The sequence below is a fragment of the Simiduia agarivorans SA1 = DSM 21679 genome, assembly GCF_000305785.2.
Lineage (GTDB): Bacteria > Pseudomonadota > Gammaproteobacteria > Pseudomonadales > Cellvibrionaceae > Simiduia > Simiduia agarivorans.
This window is the reverse complement of the sequence record NC_018868.3, coordinates 1,404,841-1,424,160: the sequence shown is the minus strand read 5'-3', so window position 1 is coordinate 1,424,160 and position 19,320 is coordinate 1,404,841. Positions and strand designations below refer to the sequence as shown.

The following is a 19,320-nucleotide window of genomic DNA, read 5'->3' as shown; positions in this document are numbered from 1 at the left end:
GGTCTCTAAGGACAAGTCCCCACTTGGTAATAACCTGCGGCGGTTTGTGCCAGGGTTGCGGAATAGAAGGTATTGTACAGACCCAACAGATCTCCGCTGCCGACCGCGTAGGCATAAGAGCCACTCACCGTCGCGCGACCTGCCTGTACATGGGCATAATTGCTGGCCGTGGTCTGCGTGCATTCAAAACCGCTGCTGTCGCAGGCATCGCCGGTACCATCGCCATCACTGTCGGCCTGATCCGGATTGGCTACGGCCGGGCAATTGTCTGTTGCATCTGGCACGCCGTCGCCATCGGTATCGGTGGGTTGGCTGCTGCCACTGCACGCCTGCACAGGGCCATTGCAACTGGCGTTGGCATCGGCCACCCATTCGCATTGACCATTGCCGCGATCAATTTCCCGCATCACAAAACTGGCGCTGCCGAATGCCAGGTAACACGCTGAATACCCATCGCCCCAGGTAATACGACCTGCGCTGATGTGTGCGTTGTAGTTACCGGCCACACCGGCGTCAATGGTGAAATTGACGCTAGCCGTTGTAACCAGCTGCGTGGCATCGGTGGCCGTAACAGTGGCCTGTTGGCTGCCATTGCCAAGATTGCATAAATTGGCACTGTACTGATCGCCGGTCAGCGTAGCGGCCTGGCTTTGACCCGTTACGGCCACGGTTACACTGGCCAGGTCGCCGTTTGCGTCAGTCACTGTGCCGGACACGGTGACACACTGACCGGAAACACTCGCCAGGTTGTTGCTGAGCACGGGGGCTTGTGCGGCTGGCACCGGACCAACGCGTTGACTCATCAACGTTTGGGCGCTGTTTTTGCCTTGGTTGTCAGTGGCGATGACAGAGACCTGATAGAGACCATCCGCCAGATTGACACTGGTGGCGGAAAAATTGCCATTGCTGGGTGTCAGTGTCTGGCTGAACACGGTTGCGTTACTGCCGTTTTTAATCACCACCGCAACTTGGCTCACGCTGCCGTCGGCGTCTGCGGCATTGCCCGATACGGTAATGCGACTCGCGCTTTCTGAGGTAACCACATTGGACAACGTGGGCGCGGCATTTTGCACCAGCCGGCGATTGTACTGCTGGAAAAATTCACCCAGGTACATTGCATAGTTAAAACCATTGGCTCCGATGTAAGCGCCGCTGGCACCGCTGCCCGCCGGCCAGGCATGGCCGAGGCCGCTGATCAGATCCATCCGTACCCAGTCGTTGCTCCAGCGCGTTTGTGCATGGCTGAAGCCTTCACGGGTGCGATTGGTGGTGGTTAGTTCGGTATCGCCGTACAGAGTGGCCATGCCTTCCGCATTCTGGCGCAAATAGGCCTGGGGCACGGTGTAATCACTGCTGCCTGCCACAAAGGCGCCAATTTGGGTGGCAAAATGACTGGCGTAACTGCCTGCGTAACTGTTGCAGCGGCTCGCCACGTTGGCGGTTTCAAAACTGAAGGCGCCATTGGACGATGTGCCAATGGAAGGCCCGGCCACAATGCCCATACCGGCGAATACATCCGGTGCGAGGCACGCGGTGGTGTGGGCGAAGGCGGCGCCCGATGACAGCCCGGCAATGTAGACCTGATTCGGGTCAATGCCGCGCACGCTGTCGTTCTTCATTGTGTTGGCCAGCGTGATCAGGTTTTTGTAATCCTGATAGCTACGGGATTTGGTTGCACCCCAATAATGCCAACAACTGTAACCCTGTTTGTACGCCGCATCCGGCACCGCGATCACCATGCCATGAGTCTCTGCCGCCACTTCCAGGTTGGCGGTTTTGTAAGCGTCGATGGATTGAGTGCAGCCGTGCAACACCAGCATCAGCGCTTTACCGTCGCCAACTGGCGAGAGGGTGTCGGGCGTGTAGATATGTACTTTGCTGAAGCCGCCCAGGCTCTGGTTGTTGGCCCAACTGCCCGCGTCAGCGGTAAGTGGAATGAGCCCAAGGCTCAACAGAGGGGTCAGGTAACAGGCAGCCGCAAGCCGCCGGGAAAATCGGTGTGACATGATCATTGCTCCGGAAATTTTTTATTATCAGGCGCCCGAATAATGCGTGTGACGCAGGCGTCCGTGCATGACTACTCCACGGTCACAGCCTAACAATTGGGTAAAATCTGGCCACTAGACCAAGGTATGACGATGTGATCAGGCTACAGGATGATCAACAGCCTGCTACTCAAGCCTGACGTAATCCAACATGATGAGTCGGGGCGATGGATTGCTTGCACTGAACAATGTGATGTCGGCGATGTGCTGCAAATCCATCTGCCGGTCTCTGGGCGCGTGGCGGATCTGCTCGATGGGCAGGGCAATGGCATTCCAGCCGGGTTGCAGGTTGAGTCGTTGATTAAAGCGATCGTGATACTGTTGGTTGTGGTGTTGATCGGCAATGCGCAGCGTGATCGTTTGCTCGGCGGAGGCCGGGTTGTAGATATCCATTTTCAGCAGCGTGAAATTGCGCCAGTCGCCCAGTAAGCGCGCAATACTGATTCCGGAATAGCGTTCGGTGGAGAGCTGAATGGCCAGCGCCGATTGTCCGTGACTGCGGTGGTCGCGTTGTAAATACGTGGTGCCCTGCACGCGTTGTCGTTCAACCTCGGATTCGAAATCTGCGATGATCGGGAACTGGGTAGTCGCGCGCCAGTGCAGACGTGCATCCTGCACCAACGTCCACAGCAGCGGTGTGGTTAGCAACAGGGCGCACAGCTGCAGCGCCCGGATGCGATGACTTGCCGCTTGCGCCCACAGTGCCCCGAGTGCGAAACCCACCAGGTTGTGATAAACGTCCTGCCAACTGAAATCCCGTCCCACGAAGCCTTGGAGGGTTTCGATGCACAGACTGACCGTTAATACCGCCAGACTCATCAACCACCAGCGCCGGGTGTGTTGTTTGCACAGGGGAGCTACCCACACACCGAGCACAGAAAAAAACAGGAGGTGGCCGGCATTCCACAAGGAGCGGTACAGCGGGGCCGCGTAATAATCCGGCCCGCCGATAAAAAACCAGGGTGACATCAGAAGCAGCATCGCCAGCAGTGCAAGCTGGCGATGCGGCATGCTTTTCAGCGTGAGTAACATGGTAGAAAATTATTTGAATACCGGTGACTTGCCGGTGACCACCTTGTAAATCGCCGACGAGGTGTTGGCCACCGTGTCGCCTTTCAGGTATTCGGAATCCATGCTGAGATGTCCGTCTGCATCGAAGCGGGCTTTGACTCTGACTTCGGTAATGCCATTGGCATTGCCGGTCACTTGCTCGCGGCTGATAAAGGTCGTGCCATCAAATTCGGCATCGCCCTGGGTATAAAATCCGGCGGTGGTGAAGTAGTAAAACCGGATCTTCTTTACCGACTGATCGTAAAAAATGATCGATTCTCCGCCGTACTGGCCTTCATTCATGGAGTGCAGAATGCGAATGGCCTGGCCGTTGAGTGCGCGCTCCCACTGCGAAATATCGATGGCGGTCTTGCCGCTGCTGGCGTCTTTGAATTCACCCTGATAGGTCTTGCCGATATAGGGGCGAAAGGGCTCCAGCTCTGGTGCCAGGCTGCGTTTTTCAGTGATGGTGACTGGGCTTGCCATCGCGCTGAAGGCTGCGCCAAGCAGGGAAATCAACAACAGACAGGTCCGTATCATGGTAGGCTTCTCCATTCTGATTATATGGTTTCAGGATACGCAATATTATGCCCAAACCCCAATTATTTTTGCTGACGCCCGGTTATGGCGAGAGCGAAAACCAGTTTTGCCCGGATTGTGCTTTGGTTGAAGGTTTTTTTGTTTATCAGCCGGCACTGAAAGCGATGGTGGATTTTCACTACATTGCGTTCACCCGCCCGCGCGCGCCCCTGGTGCAACTGCTGGGTGAGGCATTACAAAACAGCCCGGCACTGGTGTTTCCGGAGGGTATTTATCCCGAAGGCGTGCCGGTAGCCGATTCCGGCCGCGCTTATCTGAACGATGGCCGCGCCATCTGCACCTGGTTGGGCAACCAGGCCAAGGGTTTGATTCCATCCTGAGGAGAATACTATGCACGTTGTTATTACCGGCGCCAGTCGGGGCATTGGCCTTGCATTGGCCAGCCAATACGCCCAAGCCGGGCATCAGGTAACGGCGCTGGTGCGCCAGTCCAACCCATCGTTAGAGGCACTCGCGATCAACCTGGTGGACGGAGTGGATGTGACCGGCGATTGTGCAGATCTTGCCGGCCGGGTCCGTGGCCCGGTAGATGTATTGATCAACAATGCCGGATTACTGGAAAGCGACCGGCTGGATGCGCTGTCGTGGTCTTCGATTGAACGGCAGCTGGCGGTCAACGCCATCGGCACGCTGAAAGTGACACATGCATTGTTGCCGCTGTTGGGGCAGGGCGCCAAGGTGGCTATGATTACCAGCCGCATGGGGTCCGTCGCCGATAACGGTTCCGGTGCCTACTATGGCTACCGCATGTCCAAAGCGGCACTTAACAGTGCGTCAAAATCCCTGGCCATCGACCTGGCTCCGCGCGGTATCGCGGTGGCGGTGTTGCATCCCGGGTTTGTGCAAACGGAGATGGTCAATTACGCGGGCGATATCAGTGCCGATGAAGCCGCTTCACGTTTGCGCGCGAGAATCGAGGAAACCACACTGGCGAACACAGGTGAGTTCCGGCATTCGAACGGCGAACCCTTGCCCTGGTAAGCGGTCGTCGAAATAACCTCAAACCATTCAGGAGATGACTATGCACACCTTGCCGTGGCTGACTTTTTTTGGCTGGGCCACCGTCATTAATTGGTTGGTGCTTTTATGCTGGTTTCTGATGGTGACATTGGGGCGGCAATGGGTATTTGGTCTTCATCAAAAGCTGTTCGGTATTCCCGAGCAGCAGCTGGCCAGTCTGCACTACGGTGGCATGATGGCCTATAAGCTGCTGGTGCTCCTGTTGTTTGCCGTGCCCTATGTGGTGCTGCGCTTTTTTATCACAGCCTGAATTCTCCGATCAGTTGGTTCAGTTTTTTACTCAGGTCACTTAACTGCTGGCTGCTTTGGGCGGTCTGGGCAACGCCTTGGTTGGCTTCGTCGGAAAGCGTGCCGATGCGACTGATGGCCCGATCGATTTCCTTCGCTACCTGAGACTGTTCTTCAGCTGCACTGGCGATTTGCAGATTCATATCCGAAATCGTGTTGATCGCCGCGGCAATGGAATGTAATGAATCGGCGGTTTGACGGGTGCTGTCCACTGCGGACTGCGAGGCTTTTTCGCCGGTGCTCATGGCCGCCACTGCACGGTTGCTGCCGCCCTGAAGCGAGTCGATCATATTGCGGATTTCTTCCGTGGATTGCTGGGTTTTTGCCGCCAGCGTGCGCACTTCATCGGCCACCACCGCAAACCCGCGCCCTTGTTCGCCGGCGCGGGCAGCTTCGATAGCCGCGTTCAATGCCAACAAATTGGTTTGCTCGGCAATGCCCCGGATCACTTCCAGTACGCCGGAAATGGATTGGCTGTCTGACGCCAGGGTGTTGATGACTTCGACCGCGCGCTGCACTTCACCGGCCAATGCTTCCACTGAGCTCGACGTCGCCACCACAATATCGCGACCCTGATCGGCTTCTTTGTCGGCTGCGGTGGCTGCTGCCGCTGCCTGTTCAGCACTGCTGGCAATATTTTGCACCGTGGTGGTCATTTCCCGCATGGCGCTGTTCACGGCCTGGGTCTGATTCTGCTGTTCGCGCATGGTGTTCTGGCTCGAGCGCATAAGGCTGTCCAGTTGTTTGGATGCCTCGGCCAATGATCCGGTGGCCGATTGTACCTGTTGCAGTGTTTGGTGAATCTTGCTCACAAAATCGTTAAAGGCATTGGCCAATAAAGTGACTTCGTCTTTACCCTGCGAAGGCAAACGCTGGGTCAGGTCGCCATCGCCGGCTGAAATGTCCTGCAGTGCGTTGACCACCGAGTTAAGCGGTGTGGTAATGGATTGGATTAACAGAAAAATCACGACGCCGATGACCAGCAATATTGCCCCGGCGGTGGCGATCTGGGTGGGCACCGCTGACCAGAAGGCCGCATCCACATCCTGCAGATACACCCCGGAACCGATAACCCAGCCCCAGGGCGCAAAGCCTTTGACATAGCTGATTTTGTCCACTGGTTTATCGGCACCGGGTAAAGGCCACTGGTAGGGCACGAGCCCGGCACCGCTGGCGCGGACCACATTGACCATTTCCACAAACAGCGCTTTGCCGTTCGGGTCTTTGAAGTCCGACAAGTCAGAGCCGTTGAGCGAGGGTTTGGCCGCATGCATGATCATGTGCGGGCGCATGTCGTTGACCCAAAAATAGTTGCCATCGTCGTAACGCATCTGGGCCAGCATGGCGAGCGCCTGTTCCTGTGCCTGTTGCTCACTCATCGCGCCCTGTTGGGCTTGTTGGTGAAAATGTTGCACCAGTGAGTGGGCCGACTCCACCAACATGCGGGTGTTTTTCGCGGTGGCCATGGTCAATTCGGATTTGACCTCATAAAGACTGGTGACGATCAGCAGCAGGAAGCCGGCGATAACGAGTGTTAACTGACCCCACAGCCGGGCGGGGATAGTGAAATTTCTGAACAGGTTCATGGGGCAGGATTCCGGATCTATTGCTTCCAGTATAGGAAACCTGCCGGGTTTGATATGCCCAATGCGAATAAAACCGATCTGTCTTAAACAGCGGTGCGGCGTAAGGAGGCGTTCAGTGTGGCTGACCGGTGATTGCCGGGCCACTTGGGCGTGTGAGCCTGTACCCCGCAGGGCACAGGCTCACGATCAATCAGGGTTGTTGCCAGACCGGCTTGCCGGCGACCCAGGTTTGCTCGACCTCTATTTGCCAGAGGTAGTCGGGCAGAGTGGTAAAGGGGTTGGTGTCGATCACAATAAAATCGGCCCACTTGCCCGGCTCAAGTGTGCCCGTGTCCTTTTCCCAGTGAGCGGCGTAGGCGGCGTCGCGGGTGAACAACCGGAGCGCGGTGGCCACATCCACGGCGTCTTGCATGCGCCAACCGTCAACTGGCTGATTGTCACGGTCCTGACGGGTCGCCGCCGCATGAATGCCGTAAAAGGGATTGGCCGGTTCTACCGGGAAATCCGAGCCAAAGGCCATGCGGGCTCCCGACGCCAACAGACTGGACCAGGCGTAGGCGCCGTCCAGGCGATTGTCGCCCAGGCGCTTGATGGCCATCACCCGGTCACTGGTGGCGTGTGTGGGTTGCATGGACGCGATGATATTGAGGCTGGCAAACCGGCTGAGGTCCTCCGGTGCAATCACCTGCGCGTGTTCTACCCGATGGCGGTGTTTCGCCAGGGCGCGCGGTGATGCGAGGGTGGCAAAGGTATCGAGCACATCGCGGTTGGCCTGATCGCCAATGGCGTGTACCGCAATTTGGAAGCCGTGTTTTTGCACCATCTGGAATTGGCGCTTCAGTGCTTTCGGGCCGGTTATGGCCAGGCCTTTGTTGCCGGTTTCGTCGGCATAATCATTGATCAGCGTCGCGCCGCGCGAGCCGAGTGCGCCGTCGGCATAAATTTTCACGCTTTGCACGCGTAAAAAATCGCCGCGCACTTTGCCTTTTTTCAGCCGCGCCGCCAGTCCGGGGTCTGAGCCTTTGAGCATGGCGTAGACCCGGATCGGCAAGGTGCCAGCCTTGGCGTGTTGGCGCAGCATGCGTTCTGTCTGTGGCTCAACGCCGGCATCGTGCACGCCGGTCACGCCGAGTGACAATAAGTGTTGGTACGCCAACGACAGCTGACGGTCCAGCACCTGATTGTCCGCGCCCGGCAGTTTTTCCTTTACCAGTTCCATGGCCGTATCCACCAGAATGCCGGTGGCCTTGCCGGACGGGTCGCGCACAATCTGGCCGCCATTCGGATCGGGGGTTTTGGCGGTAATGCCTGCCAGCGTCAGGGCTACGGAATTCACCCACAGCGCGTGACCATCCACGCGTAAAAGCACAATGGGCTTGTCGAGATTCAGGCCGTCCAGCACGCTGGCCTCGGGGAAGCGCTGATCAGGCCAGTTTTCCTGATTCCAACCGCGCCCTAATATGACTTGTGCATCGGGGTTTTTATCACTGAACGCCGCTACTGCGCTGGCCGCAGCCTGGGCAGACTGGCTTGCGCGTAGATCGACAGTTTCAATCAGCGAACCCAGGGCTTCCAGGTGGCCATGGGCATCAATCAGGCCAGGCAATAAGGTTTTCCCTCGCCCGTTGAGACGCGGCGTCTGGTCATTGACCTGGGCATTGATGACGGCCGGGTCGGTGGAAACCACCTTGCCGTTGCGGATTAACAGTTGATCGAAGCGCGCGATGGCGTCCGAACCCTGCGTGAAGGTATAACCGTTAACGTTGTGAATCAGCAGATCGCTGGCGTGGCTGAAAAGCGGAGCGGAAAACAGAAGGCACAGTGCGAAGTGAACGATCGCGATCCGGCGTGGCATGGAGAACTCCCTGACTGTCAGTTTGCAGGGAGTGTAGCAATGCCGGTGGCCTAATGAAAATACACCCGTCGTTCGCGGCTTTTGCGCCGGTCGGGCAAAATGGCCCAGCCGCGGTGTAGCAGGCGACGATCGGCAACCTGACGGCGGTTGTTGCCCCGGCGGTCGCTATACCCCTCGGGGCTGGTTTGCTGTTGCCAGCAATCGCCGCCAATCTCGGTGATAAAGCGAACCAGTGATTGCGCGGTTTGTGGGTCGGTGTTTTGTTTGATCACCACCGGATAGCCGCTCGCCAGTTGTTGTTTCACCTGATCGTTAAAATGAAACTTGGCCTGCATTTTGTTGAGTACATCGGCGGAACGGCTGGGATCAATGTATTTGTCGATAAATAAAACATCGATGCCTGCTTCGCTGAGCTCTGCACGGGGGCTGGGGGCATTCATACGGGTTGTCCTCCCTTGGCGTGTGGTGACGTGTGGATTAACACGCCATTACACAGTGTTTTCTGATCCTTGAACACATAGCTACCTTCACTATAGCAAAGCCCAATGCCAGAGTGAAAAGACCATTTAGCCATAAAAGTAGACTTATACACTGCCGGTTTTTTTTACGTACAGCAGCGTATCGATAAAGGGGATCTGTATCTTTCCGACCGGTGTAACGGCAAAGCCCATATCCTCGAGCAGCGCGCGCGACGGCTGGTTATGTTGATTGACCATGGCGTAAACAGTCGCCAGCGCGCAGTTGTACAGTACCCAGCGCGCGGCTTCACGGGCCAGACCGCGGCCCCGGGCTTCGGCCAAAAAGCTATAGCCCAGATCCGGCGCGGGCAGGTAATCCCGTTGCATGAGGCCACACAGACCAATGGGCTTGTCGCCATCATAAACCGCATATTTAGTGGCGTAGGGTCGCTGCTGGCGCGCGAGCGGTCCTTCGATTTGTGCCACGGCGTCCTCCACCGTTCTGATGCCCCGGTCACCCACATAGCGGATAAACGCAGGGTCGTTGAACAGTGCGAAAACCAGCGGAGCGTGATGGCGGCTGAGCGCTTCAAACCGCAGACGCGGGCTGGTAAGGGGAGGGTTTGCCATCGAGAACTCCATCCGTTGGCGATATGAACAGTCATTCTGAGCGCTTATGCCAGTGTTAAGCCCCGGCAGACTGCTACACTCGGGTGTGTTTTGTGACCATATAAGATCAATATCATGACCGAGCATATTACAAGTAACCTGTCCGATCGGGTACTGCACCTGCAATTCAATCGCCCCGAACGCAAAAACGCGATTACCTTGGCCATGTACTCTGCATTGGCGGCGGCGTTGAACGACGCGGCCGCGAATCCGGATGTGCGCGTGGCATTAATCAGCGGCGTCGATGGCAATTTCACCTCCGGCAACGACCTGAGTGATTTTCTGTCCGCGGGACCGCTGGATGAGTCGCACCCGGTGGTGCATTTTCTGATGGCCCTGTTGAAATTTCCCAAGCCGGTTGTGGCGGCGGTGGATGGGGTGGCAATTGGCATTGGCACAACCCTGTTGTTGCAATGCGATCTGGTGTACGCCGATAACACCGCGCGTTTCCAGATGCCGTTTGTGAACCTGGGACTGGTGCCCGAATATGCATCCAGCTTTTTGGTGCCGCGCTTGGCGGGGCAGGCGGCAGCGGCCGAGCTGCTGTTGCTGGGCGAGATGTTCAATGCGGAAAAAGCCGCGCAACTGGGCTTTGTCAATGCGGTGGAAGCGAATGTGCACGCTCATGCCCGTGCGCAGGCACTGCGCTTAGCCGCCCAGCCGCCGGCGGCAGTCCGTAAAACCAAAGCGTTGCTCAGGGCACCGGTATTGGACACCGTTGAGCAGGTGATGAAAAACGAATTCGGCCTGTTTGCAGAATTGCTTGCCGGCGGTGAATTCAAGGAAGCGGCCACCGCGTTTTTTGAAAAGCGCAAACCCGATTTTTCTTCTTTCAACTGATCGCGCAGGGAGTTATCAATGACAATCACACTGGATTTTGCCGGCAAAAATGTATTGGTTGTGGGTGGCACCAGCGGAATTAACCGGGGTGTAGCAGAGCTGTTTGCCCGCCACGGTGCCCGTGTGGCGGTTGCCAGTCGCTCGCAGGACAAAGTGGATGCCACGGTCACGGCGTTAAAAGCGCTGGGCAGTGACGCCATGGGCTTTGCTGCCGATGTACGCAACCCGGATGCTATCGCGGCTGGCGTTGCTTCTGTGCAACAGGCCTTTGGCGATCTGGATGTGGTGGTATCGGGCGCGGCGGGTAATTTCCCGGCCACTGCCATGGGCATGTCGGCCAATGCATTCAAAGCGGTTATTGATATCGACCTGATGGGCACCTTCCACGTCATGCAGGCGGTGTACCCGCATTTGAAAAAACCGGGTGCGACGGTCATCAATATATCTGCGCCGCAGGCGTTTATTCCCATGCAGGCCCAAAGCCATGTGTGTGCCGCCAAAGCGGGCGTGGATATGATTACCCGCACCCTGGCGATGGAGTGGGGCGTTGACGGCGTGCGGGTGAATTCGATTGTGCCCGGTCCCATCGATAATACCGAAGGCATGGCACGGCTGGCGCCCACCGAGGAAATGCGCGAAGCCTGTGTGCAATCGGTGCCGCTCAAGCGCATGGGGCAGCCGGAAGACATCGGCAATGCCTGCTTGTTCCTGGCATCTGATCTGGGCAGCTACGTCAGTGGCGTGGTGCTGCCGGTGGATGGCGGCTGGGCCCAGAACGGTGCCGGCAGCATGAGTGAATCGCTGGCGGCATTCGCGGCCATGAGCAAAAAAAGCTGATTCGCCCGAAGGTGTCGACAAGCCCGCGTAGTCACTCACGCGGGCTTTTTTGTAAGATGGGTAACGCAAACAGAGTAAGCAACTGAATAACAACAATAAGGACGCGCCGTGAAGTTTTCTGAATATATCCAATACGATGCCACCGGCCTCGCCGAACTGGTGCGACAGGGGCAGGTGAAGCCTGAAGAGTTGCTCGACCTGGCCATTGCCCGGGCGGCGGAACTCAACCCTTCACTCAATTGCCTGATTCACGCATTCCACGATGCCGCGCGCGCGCGCATCCGCGCCGGTTTGCCGCAAGGGCCCTTTGCCGGCGTGCCGTTTATCCTGAAAGACCTGCTTGATGATCTGGAAGGCCAGCCCACCAGTTTTGGCACCCGCGCCGTGCGCTGGTACCCGCCGCGCAATGCGGAGATTACCGACCGTTATCTGGCGGCGGGCCTGGTGCCTTTTGCCAAATCCAATTTGCCGGAACTCGGTTTGATGATTTCAACTGAACCCGCGGCCTTTGGTCCGGCGCACAATCCGTGGAAAGCCGGCTACTCCACCGGCGGTTCCAGTGGCGGATCGGCCGCCGCCGTGGCCGCGCGCATTGTGCCCATGGCCAGCGCCAATGACGGTGGTGGCTCCATTCGTTTTCCCGCCGCCTGCTGCGGGGTGTTTGGTTTGAAACCCTCGCGCGGGCGCAATCCCACCGGCCCGTTTGAAATGGAGGGATGGGATGGCGCCATTGCCGGTCATCCCTTGACGCTGTCGGTGCGCGACAGTGCCGCCATGCTCGATGCCTTGTGTGGCTCAGAAGCCGGGGCCGGGTTTCCGGTACCCAAGCCCACTGAGTCTTTCTTGGCCCAGATGCAGCGCCCGTTGAAACCCCTGACCATCGGTTATTCGCTTAAACCGATGATTCCCGCACAGGTATCACCGGATGCAAAAAAAGCGTTGGAGCACACGCTGCGTTTATTGGAAGCCGCCGGACACCATCTGGTGGAAGCCGATCCGGTGATTGATGCCGATAAACTCTGGCGCGATTTTCTCACCGTGACCAGCGGGCACGTGGCCAACAAAATCGAGCAGATCCGGCGCGAGTTCGGCGCGCAAGCGGCGCGCGAATTGGAGGCGGGCACCTTGTCCATGGGTATGCTTGGGCGTTCGTTCCGGTCGGTTGATGTGGCGGCCGCCAAAGAAGGCTGGCACGGCGTGCGCATGGCCATGAGCAATTATTTCGAGCGCTTTGATCTGTTGTTGACCCCCACGCTGATCAGCGAACCCGCACCCCACGGTGTGATTCCGCCGTCGGCCTTTGAAGCCTTCCAGATGCGCGCCGGCCGCTTCCTGCCACTGGGCCGTTTGCTGATGGCCTCCGGCTTGTTGTTTACCTTGTCCGAACGGGTGCTGTCGCGCATGGCGTTTACCCTGATGGGCAATGTCACCGGCTTGCCGGGCATGTCGGTACCCCTCTACTGGACCGAAGCCGGCCTCCCGCTCGGCAGCCAGTTCACCGCGCCCATGGGCCATGAAGGTCGCCTGTTACAACTGGCCCACCAGTTGGAGCAACAAGCGCCCTGGTTCGATAAACGCCCACCGCTCTAAGCCGAAAATACCAAGGGGCCAGACCCCTTGGTGCTTTTGTGGGGAAGCCTTGTGCATACCAAGGTCGCATAGCCGGCGCCGGTTATTTTTTCTAGCCTGCAAACGTTGAGAACGTCAGTACAACACAATAACAACACTGACGAACGCGGTTGCAGCAATGCATGGTGTCCACGCTCGTCCACGCGTAAGGAACCCTGCAATGAAAAATATTACCGCGATGCTAGGTCGCTTCAGTTTGGTTTTTTCTTTTGTTCTGTTCGCACCGGCCAGCTTTTCTGCCTGCGTAGATAATGTGGTGTTGGTGCACGGCAATACCGGGTCGCCAGCCGATTGGGCCGCTACGGTTGACGGCCTGAAAGGGCAAGGCTACACAAACAGCCAGATTTTCACGCCCATTTGGGGATCTTCCACCTGCGCTGCCTGCAACAATCACAGCGGCGCAGAAGAAACGCCGGTACGCAATGCGATCGAAGCGGCTATCACCGCTTCCTGTACGGGAAAAATTGATGTGATTGGTCATTCCATGGGGGTGACTCTGGCGGCCCAGCAAATCATCAAGGCCGGTCACGTGGACAAAGTCGACGCGTTTATCGGTATTGCCGGCGCTTACCGCGGCCTGATGAGTTGTGGCATCTGGCCTGCGGCGGTGGTGACGTCCACCTGTGGCCGCGATGGCCTGTCAGTGTCCAGCCCCTTCCTTGACTGGCTGTACGGAAAACGCATCGCCAGCCGTGTCTACTCCATAAAAAGCTGGGTGGATCAGGTGGTGTGTGCCACCGGTAGCTGCCTGATCTACGGCGTCCATTCCAGCCAGATTGCGGGTGAAAGGGCGACCTATTCCTATAACTATGGCCATTTCGGTCTGCAGCGTTATACCGTCAGCCGACAATTGAGCCTGCTCTGACTGGTTCTGTCGTACCATTTTTATGCCGGTCAGGCGTGATTTATTCGCCTGACCAACCTCTGACCAGGTCACATTTTGGTTTTCTTTTACGCCGGGTCTGGCGCCAAAATCAACGATACTTATAGTCATTTAACCGCTTAATGACGTCATTTAGGTGGTATTTCGGCGAATTAGGCGGACTCTCTCCTCGCTGGCGTGGCGCCCTCTGAACAATTGACAACGTTGTATTTGCCCCGCTAATTTTGGACAACGTTGTCCAGCAAGGCGCCTGGACGACGACGCGAAGTAGCGTGCACCTTGCACAAGCCCGGGCGCGGGCATAACCGGGGGTCACCCCTGGCATCGCGTTATGGTGGTTTGGTGGTAATAACCGCGTGGCCAGGGCGAAAGCCCACTCTCAATTCAGTCACAACGGAACGGCCATGAAAAAAATAACCATAACGGCGGGCTTGCTGTTGGGAGCCATTGCTCTCCCAAGCTACGCCTACGATTGCACAAACCTCAATGCCTATAGTGCCGGCACCAGTTACGCCAATGGTGCGCTGGTAAAACACAACGCCCGCGCGTTCGAATGCAAAGTGGGCGGCTGGTGCTCCCAGGGCGGCGCTTACGAACCCGGCGTGGGTTGGGCCAACGGTGATGCCTGGACCGATCTGGGCAGTTGCGATGGCGACACGGGCTCTTCATCCAGTTCATCCAGCTCGTCATCTTCGGGCGGCTCTACCAGCTCCGGTGGTTCCACCAGTTCTTCGTCCGGTTCATCCGGTGGCAGCACCTCGTCGGGTGGCACCGGTGATTGCGGCAGCACGCCGGCGCTGTGGAATGCCACGGCGGTCTACAACGGCGGTGACAAAGTCCAGTACCTGGGCACAGCCTACACCGCCAAGTGGTGGACCCAGGGCGATAACCCTGCCTCCGGCGGCGAGTGGGGGCCATGGCGCAATGATGGCAGCTGCACCGGCGGTTCATCATCGTCGGGCTCGTCAGGCGGTAGCACGTCATCCGGATCTACCTCGTCCGGCGGCAGCACCTCGTCAGGCTCCACGTCTTCCGGCGGCAGCACCTCATCCGGCAGTTCTTCCTCGGGTGGTTCCACCAGTTCTTCCGGCGGTTCCAGCAGTTCGGGCGGCGGTAAAGTGATTGGTTATTTCGCCCAGTGGGGCGTGTATGGCCGCAACTATCACGTGAAAAATATCGATACCTCCGGTTCGGCTGCAAAAATGACTCACATTCTTTATGCCTTCGGCAACGTGCAGAATGGTCAGTGTGTGATTGGTGATTCTTATGCCGATTACGACCGTTTCTACAACGCCGGCGAAAGTGTGGATGGCGTGGCAGACAGTTGGGATACCGGTTCGTTGCGCGGTTCGTTTAATCAGTTGCGCAAACTGAAAGCCAAGTACCCGCACCTGAAAGTGATCTGGTCTTTCGGTGGTTGGACCTGGTCCGGCGGTTTCGGCCAGGCGGCGGCGAATCCCGAAGCCTTTGCTAACTCCTGTTACGACCTGGTCTTCGACCCGCGTTGGAACGGCGTGTTTGACGGCATCGACATCGATTGGGAATACCCGAACGAATGCGGCCTTACCTGCGATAATTCCGGCTTCTACGGTTACTCTGATCTGATGCGTGCATTGCGCAACAAGTTTGGTAACAAACTGGTGACCAGCGCCATCGGTGCGGGCGCGGCCAAACTCAATGCTGCCGATTACGGTGGTGCGGCACAGTATGTGGATTTCTACATGCTGATGACGTACGACTTCTTCGGTGCCTGGGATAAAACCGGCCCCACCGCGCCTCATTCCGCTCTCTATAACTATCCGGGTATGCCAATCGAAGGCTTCAGTTCCGACAACGGCATCCAGGTGTTGAAGAGCAAAGGTGTATCGGCTGACAAGATCCTGTTGGGCATTGGCTTCTACGGCCGCGGTTGGACTGGTGTGACACAATCGGCACCCGGCGGTTCCGCCACCGGCGCGGCCACTGGCACCTATGAAGCAGGGATTGAAGACTACAAAGTGCTGAAAAATACCTGCCCCGCCAATGGCACCATTGCCGGCACAGCCTACGCCCATTGCGGCAACAACTGGTGGAGCTACGACACGCCCAGCACCATCGCTGGCAAGATGCAGTACATCAGAAGTCAGGGCCTGGGCGGCGCTTTCTTCTGGGAGTTGAGTGGTGATACCACCAACGGTGAATTGGTAAATGCCATCAAGGCAAATCAATAACATCGTTGCAACAACGGCCCCTTAACGGGGCCGTTTTATCTGGGAAACACCATGTCTGCATCCACGCAAAACCAAGACGCCCCACCCACTTCTGCAACCCACATGGGCATTAATCTGACCGGACTGGTGTGCGCGGGAATGGCTTCCGCCTGGCTGGTTTTTAACCCGGATGTACTGGACAGCCGGACCTGGGCCTGCGTGTTGGTGGGCTTGGCCTGGGCCTTGCCTATTGCAGGGTTGGAAGCGCTTTTTCTGAAACCCTGGCGGCGCGAAAGCGCGGGTTTAACCGGCTCGGGTTTCCAGCCAAAGATTCAGCGCGTGATAGTAAAACTGTTGGCGTTGGCCGGATGTATCACGGCCGTGGCATTGACCTATTGGCTATTACCCGAATACCAGGGCACGTTTTACGATCCGTTTTACACGGTACTTTTCAAGGTGTTGCCCTATTGGTTGCTCTTTGCTGTGCCCTATGTGTGGTGGGTGGACGGCTGGCAAACACAGCCGCAAGACAGCTACTGGCTGTTTGGCCGTTGGTTGCTGGGGCGCGAAACCTGGTGCGAGGCACTGACCCAGTTGTTATTGGGTTGGGCGGTGAAAGGTTTCTTTTTGCCGCTGATGTTTGTGTACCTTGGCAACAATTTAACCCAACTGATCAATACGGATTTTTCTGCCATCAATGGCAGTTTTCAATCGGTGTTTGATGCGGCGTTCAACGTGCTTTACTACGTTGATCTGTTGATTGTCTGCGTGGGTTACAGTTTTACCTTGCGCTTGCTGGATTCTCACATCCGTTCAACCGAACCCAGTTTGTTGGGTTGGGCGGTTGCGCTGGCTTGCTACCAGCCGTTCTGGAGTCTGATCTCGGGCACCTATATCCAATACGATCAGGGGCCGGCCTGGGGTTACTGGTTCTGGGCGACGCCCTGGGCCTATACCTTGTGGGGCAGTGCAATCCTGTGTTGCATTGGCATCTATGTGTGGGCCAGCATGGCTTTCGGCCTGCGTTTTTCCAATCTCACCCACCGGGGCATTTTAACCAATGGCCCTTTCCGGTGGACTAAACACCCTGCCTATCTCAGCAAAAATCTGTCCTGGTGGTTAATCAGCATGCCATTCATGGTATCGGTCAGCCTGGAACAGAGTGTGCGTCAATGCGGCATGCTGTTGCTGTTAAATGGCATTTACTTTATTCGCGCCAAAACCGAAGAGCGGCACTTGTCGCGCGATCCGGTGTATCGGCAATACATGTTGTTCATTGCCAAGCATGGTCTCATGGCCCGGCTTAAAAACCTGATCGCCCGCATGCTGGCGTTGCCGATGAAACCGGTGTCTGGCGCAGAGGAAAATCAATGAAACGATCGATCATTCATGTTGCGCTGGTCGCGGCCGGCGCGTTACTTTCCGTGGCGGCTGTCGCCCAGTCTTGTGATGGGCTGGCCAGCTGGAACAGCAGCCAAGCCTACGTGGGCGGCGTAAAAATTCAACATCAGGCGAATGCCTACAGCGCAAAATGGTGGACCCAGAATGAAGATCCCAGTACCCATTCGGGCACTTGGGATGTCTGGCGTTACGAGCACGCCTGCGATGGCAGTTCCTCGTCCAGTAGTTCATCCGGCGGCACCAGTTCCTCTGGCAGCTCGTCCGGTGGTTCCAGCACCTCCTCAGGCTCTTCCTCGGGCGGTTCTTCCTCTGGTTCATCTTCTTCCGGTGGCACAGGCAATTGCAGTTCGGCGCAATATGTTGCTGGCACGGCCTACGCGTTGAACGCGCTGGTCAGCAATGCAGACAAAGAGTTCCGTTGCGATATTCCCGGTTGGTGTTCATCCTCTGCCGCCTGGGCCTATGCCCCGGGTACCGGCGCACATTGGCAGGATGCCTGGACCCAGGTGGGCGACTGTGGCAGCTCAGGTAGCTCATCGTCGGGTGGTTCTTCTTCCAGCGGTTCTTCGTCGGGCAGTTCGTCAGGCAGCTCGTCCTCGAGTGGATCATCGTCCGGCGGTAACAGTGGCAAGTTGCCTGCGCATGCACTGGTCGGCTACTGGCACAACTTTGATAACGGCTCTGGTTTGTATCGCATCAGCCAGGTGTCGGACGTATGGGATGTGATTGTGGTGGCCTTTGCCGACGACGCCGGCAATGGCAGCGTGGCGTTTAATTTAGATCCCGGATTGAACAAAGCGCAGTTTATTGCCGACGTGGCAGCCAAGCGCGCTGCCGGCAAAATTGTGGTGCTGTCGTTTGGTGGTCAGAATGGCACTGTGACGCTGAATACCAGCGAAAATGTCACTAATTTTGTTAATTCAACCGCGGCCATTATCGATGAGTATGGTTTTGACGGCATCGATATCGATCTGGAATCGGGTGCCGGGGTGATGCACGGTGCGCCGGTGGTACAAAACCTTGTGACCTCGGTGAAACAACTGAAACAGCGTTTCCCCAACCTGTATTTGTCCATGGCGCCGGAGCACCCTTACGTGCAGGGTGGCTATGTGGCTTACTCAGGAATTTGGGGTGCCTACCTGCCGCTCATCGATGGTCTGCGCAACGAACTGGATCTGTTGCATGTGCAGCTCTACAACAACGGCGGACTCGCCACGCCTTATCGGGACCAGGCTTATGCGGCGGGTTCGGTCGACATGATGGTGTCGTCTGCATTGATGTTAATTGAAGGCTTCCCGCTCGAACGTGGCAACGCCGGATTTTTTCAGGGCCTGCGCCCCGAACAAATCGGTCTGGCATTGCCGTCCGGTCCCACCGCCGCCTCCAGTGGGTTTGCCTCCACGGCCGACATCAAAAAAACGCTGGATTGCCTCACTGCGCGCGCCAATTGCCAGACACTGACCCCGTCACAAGCCTACCCGGCCTTCAACGGCGTCATGACCTGGTCCATCAATTGGGACATGCACGACGGCGGCATTTTTTCAGGCCCCGTAGGCTCCCACGTTCACAACCTCCCGTAAACAAGGTGGGGTCAGACTCCCCCAAACTAAAGTTTGGGGGAGTCTGACCCCCGGTTTAGACCCAGGTTTACAGGTTTATTTTTCTGCGCAGTAACAGCCATCGAGGGCGGAGCAGATGACGACGTCATCGGGATTTCGGCATTGGTAGCCGGGATCGACAGCTTGAGGGGTGGGTTCCTTTTTCTGGGAGACTGCGTCTACTACGGCTTCTGTAGCGCCGATAATGATGGCTGACTCAATCGCTCCGGCAGTCTCTTGCTCCTTTCGTTGTTGGGCCCGGCATTCGGCGTTGGCGCCGCAGTGTTCGCCACGTTGTTTTTCATACATCGCCATTGATGCGCAGCCGGACAGCATGGCAATACCAATCAGCGTCAACATCCATTGCATTGC

18 protein-coding genes are annotated in these 19,320 nt (G+C 57.2%); 10 read left to right on the top strand and 8 right to left on the bottom strand.

The genetic code is table 11. From position 1 onward, the window contains the following. Positions 1 to 5: 5 nt before the first annotated feature. From M5M_RS06340 to M5M_RS06330, 3 genes are all read right to left on the bottom strand, one after another. Positions 6 to 2,006, bottom strand: a complete 2,001-nt coding sequence (locus tag M5M_RS06340) for an extracellular catalytic domain type 1 short-chain-length polyhydroxyalkanoate depolymerase (protein ID WP_015046647.1) — start codon at positions 2,004 to 2,006, stop codon at positions 6 to 8. Between the two features lie 165 nt (positions 2,007 to 2,171). Beyond that, positions 2,172 to 3,077 (bottom strand): VanZ family protein, encoded by a 906-nt coding sequence (locus tag M5M_RS06335; protein WP_015046646.1) that lies wholly within the window; start codon positions 3,075 to 3,077, stop codon positions 2,172 to 2,174. A 9-nt stretch (positions 3,078 to 3,086) separates the two neighbouring features. Next, positions 3,087 to 3,635 carry a hypothetical protein gene (locus M5M_RS06330; protein ID WP_015046645.1) on the bottom strand — a complete coding sequence of 183 codons (549 nt, stop codon included), beginning with the start codon at positions 3,633 to 3,635 and terminating at the stop codon, positions 3,087 to 3,089. 47 nt (positions 3,636 to 3,682) lie between these two features. On the opposite strand from M5M_RS06330, the gene M5M_RS06325 reads away from it, so the two are divergent. The 3 genes from M5M_RS06325 to M5M_RS06315 are packed head-to-tail and all read left to right on the top strand — an operon-like array spanning position 3,683 to position 4,965. Next, a complete protein-coding gene (locus M5M_RS06325; RefSeq protein WP_016389267.1) occupies positions 3,683 to 4,015 on the top strand; it encodes a DUF3088 family protein in 333 nt (110 codons plus the stop codon). A 10-nt stretch (positions 4,016 to 4,025) separates the two neighbouring features. Further along, a complete protein-coding gene (locus M5M_RS06320) occupies positions 4,026 to 4,676 on the top strand; it encodes an SDR family oxidoreductase (protein ID WP_015046643.1) in 651 nt (216 codons plus the stop codon). 40 nt (positions 4,677 to 4,716) lie between these two features. Next, positions 4,717 to 4,965: a DUF6868 family protein gene (locus M5M_RS06315; RefSeq protein ID WP_015046642.1), complete on the top strand. Its 249-nt coding sequence runs from the start codon at positions 4,717 to 4,719 to the stop codon at positions 4,963 to 4,965. On the opposite strand, the gene M5M_RS06310 is transcribed toward M5M_RS06315, so the two are convergent. The 4 genes from M5M_RS06310 to M5M_RS06295 all read right to left on the bottom strand — a co-directional run bounded on the left by M5M_RS06310 (position 4,955) and on the right by M5M_RS06295 (position 9,532). Continuing rightward, positions 4,955 to 6,589, bottom strand: a complete 1,635-nt coding sequence (locus M5M_RS06310) for a methyl-accepting chemotaxis protein (RefSeq protein ID WP_015046641.1) — start codon at positions 6,587 to 6,589, stop codon at positions 4,955 to 4,957. The two genes, M5M_RS06315 and M5M_RS06310, sit on opposite strands and share 11 nt — an antisense overlap. Positions 6,590 to 6,779: 190 nt before the next feature. After that, entirely contained in the window at positions 6,780 to 8,444 is a 1,665-nt protein-coding gene (locus M5M_RS06305; protein ID WP_016389266.1) for an amidohydrolase, read from the bottom strand. A gap of 50 nt (positions 8,445 to 8,494) precedes the next feature. Beyond that, positions 8,495 to 8,884, bottom strand: coding sequence for a hypothetical protein (locus tag M5M_RS06300; RefSeq protein ID WP_015046638.1), 390 nt, complete (start codon positions 8,882 to 8,884; stop codon positions 8,495 to 8,497). Positions 8,885 to 9,028: 144 nt separating this feature from the next. Then, on the bottom strand, positions 9,029 to 9,532 hold the full coding sequence (locus M5M_RS06295; RefSeq protein WP_015046637.1) for a GNAT family N-acetyltransferase: 504 nt from the start codon (positions 9,530 to 9,532) through the stop codon (positions 9,029 to 9,031). A 114-nt stretch (positions 9,533 to 9,646) separates the two neighbouring features. Here M5M_RS06295 and M5M_RS06290 point away from each other — a divergent pair, with 114 nt between their 5' ends. The 7 genes from M5M_RS06290 to M5M_RS06260 all read left to right on the top strand — a co-directional run bounded on the left by M5M_RS06290 (position 9,647) and on the right by M5M_RS06260 (position 18,930). Continuing rightward, complete coding sequence (locus M5M_RS06290; RefSeq protein ID WP_015046636.1) at positions 9,647 to 10,411, top strand: enoyl-CoA hydratase-related protein; 765 nt, start codon at positions 9,647 to 9,649, stop codon at positions 10,409 to 10,411. 18 nt (positions 10,412 to 10,429) lie between these two features. Then, a complete protein-coding gene (locus tag M5M_RS06285) occupies positions 10,430 to 11,248 on the top strand; it encodes an SDR family oxidoreductase (RefSeq protein WP_015046635.1) in 819 nt (272 codons plus the stop codon). Positions 11,249 to 11,356: 108 nt separating this feature from the next. Then, positions 11,357 to 12,838, top strand: a complete 1,482-nt coding sequence (locus tag M5M_RS06280) for an amidase (protein ID WP_015046634.1) — start codon at positions 11,357 to 11,359, stop codon at positions 12,836 to 12,838. Positions 12,839 to 13,037: 199 nt separating this feature from the next. Further along, positions 13,038 to 13,742, top strand: coding sequence for an alpha/beta hydrolase (locus tag M5M_RS06275; RefSeq protein ID WP_015046633.1), 705 nt, complete (start codon positions 13,038 to 13,040; stop codon positions 13,740 to 13,742). A 422-nt stretch (positions 13,743 to 14,164) separates the two neighbouring features. Beyond that, positions 14,165 to 15,970 (top strand): glycosyl hydrolase family 18 protein, encoded by a 1,806-nt coding sequence (locus tag M5M_RS06270; protein ID WP_015046632.1) that lies wholly within the window; start codon positions 14,165 to 14,167, stop codon positions 15,968 to 15,970. A gap of 51 nt (positions 15,971 to 16,021) precedes the next feature. Further along, positions 16,022 to 17,323, top strand: coding sequence for a methyltransferase family protein (locus M5M_RS06265; RefSeq protein ID WP_016389265.1), 1,302 nt, complete (start codon positions 16,022 to 16,024; stop codon positions 17,321 to 17,323). After that, the gene (locus M5M_RS06260) at positions 17,320 to 18,930 is read left to right on the top strand and encodes a glycosyl hydrolase family 18 protein (RefSeq protein ID WP_015046629.1); all 1,611 of its coding nucleotides are present in this window, start codon (positions 17,320 to 17,322) and stop codon (positions 18,928 to 18,930) included. Before M5M_RS06265 ends, M5M_RS06260 begins: the two co-directional genes overlap by 4 nt. Positions 18,931 to 19,005: 75 nt before the next feature. Here M5M_RS06260 and M5M_RS06255 read toward each other — a convergent pair whose 3' ends face one another. Beyond that, positions 19,006 to 19,317, bottom strand: a complete 312-nt coding sequence (locus tag M5M_RS06255; RefSeq protein WP_015046628.1) for a hypothetical protein — start codon at positions 19,315 to 19,317, stop codon at positions 19,006 to 19,008. Between the last annotated feature and the right edge of the window lie 3 nt (positions 19,318 to 19,320).

Excerpts from the sequence above, each read along its gene's own strand:
- M5M_RS06340 (WP_015046647.1), bottom strand. The coding sequence starts at position 2,006 with ATGTCACACCGATTTTCCCGGCGGCTTGCGGCTGCCTGTTACCTGACC.
- M5M_RS06335 (WP_015046646.1), bottom strand. The coding sequence starts at position 3,077 with ATGTTACTCACGCTGAAAAGCATGCCGCATCGCCAGCTTGCACTGCTG.
- M5M_RS06330 (WP_015046645.1), bottom strand. The coding sequence starts at position 3,635 with ATGATACGGACCTGTCTGTTGTTGATTTCCCTGCTTGGCGCAGCCTTC.
- M5M_RS06325 (WP_016389267.1), top strand. The coding sequence starts at position 3,683 with ATGCCCAAACCCCAATTATTTTTGCTGACGCCCGGTTATGGCGAGAGC.
- M5M_RS06320 (WP_015046643.1), top strand. The coding sequence starts at position 4,026 with ATGCACGTTGTTATTACCGGCGCCAGTCGGGGCATTGGCCTTGCATTG.
- M5M_RS06315 (WP_015046642.1), top strand. The coding sequence starts at position 4,717 with ATGCACACCTTGCCGTGGCTGACTTTTTTTGGCTGGGCCACCGTCATT.
- M5M_RS06310 (WP_015046641.1), bottom strand. The coding sequence starts at position 6,589 with ATGAACCTGTTCAGAAATTTCACTATCCCCGCCCGGCTGTGGGGTCAG.
- M5M_RS06305 (WP_016389266.1), bottom strand. The coding sequence starts at position 8,444 with ATGCCACGCCGGATCGCGATCGTTCACTTCGCACTGTGCCTTCTGTTT.
- M5M_RS06300 (WP_015046638.1), bottom strand. The coding sequence starts at position 8,884 with ATGAATGCCCCCAGCCCCCGTGCAGAGCTCAGCGAAGCAGGCATCGAT.
- M5M_RS06295 (WP_015046637.1), bottom strand. The coding sequence starts at position 9,532 with ATGGCAAACCCTCCCCTTACCAGCCCGCGTCTGCGGTTTGAAGCGCTC.
- M5M_RS06290 (WP_015046636.1), top strand. The coding sequence starts at position 9,647 with ATGACCGAGCATATTACAAGTAACCTGTCCGATCGGGTACTGCACCTG.
- M5M_RS06285 (WP_015046635.1), top strand. The coding sequence starts at position 10,430 with ATGACAATCACACTGGATTTTGCCGGCAAAAATGTATTGGTTGTGGGT.
- M5M_RS06275 (WP_015046633.1), top strand. The coding sequence starts at position 13,038 with ATGAAAAATATTACCGCGATGCTAGGTCGCTTCAGTTTGGTTTTTTCT.
- M5M_RS06270 (WP_015046632.1), top strand. The coding sequence starts at position 14,165 with ATGAAAAAAATAACCATAACGGCGGGCTTGCTGTTGGGAGCCATTGCT.
- M5M_RS06265 (WP_016389265.1), top strand. The coding sequence starts at position 16,022 with ATGTCTGCATCCACGCAAAACCAAGACGCCCCACCCACTTCTGCAACC.
- M5M_RS06260 (WP_015046629.1), top strand. The coding sequence starts at position 17,320 with ATGAAACGATCGATCATTCATGTTGCGCTGGTCGCGGCCGGCGCGTTA.
- M5M_RS06255 (WP_015046628.1), bottom strand. The coding sequence starts at position 19,317 with ATGCAATGGATGTTGACGCTGATTGGTATTGCCATGCTGTCCGGCTGC.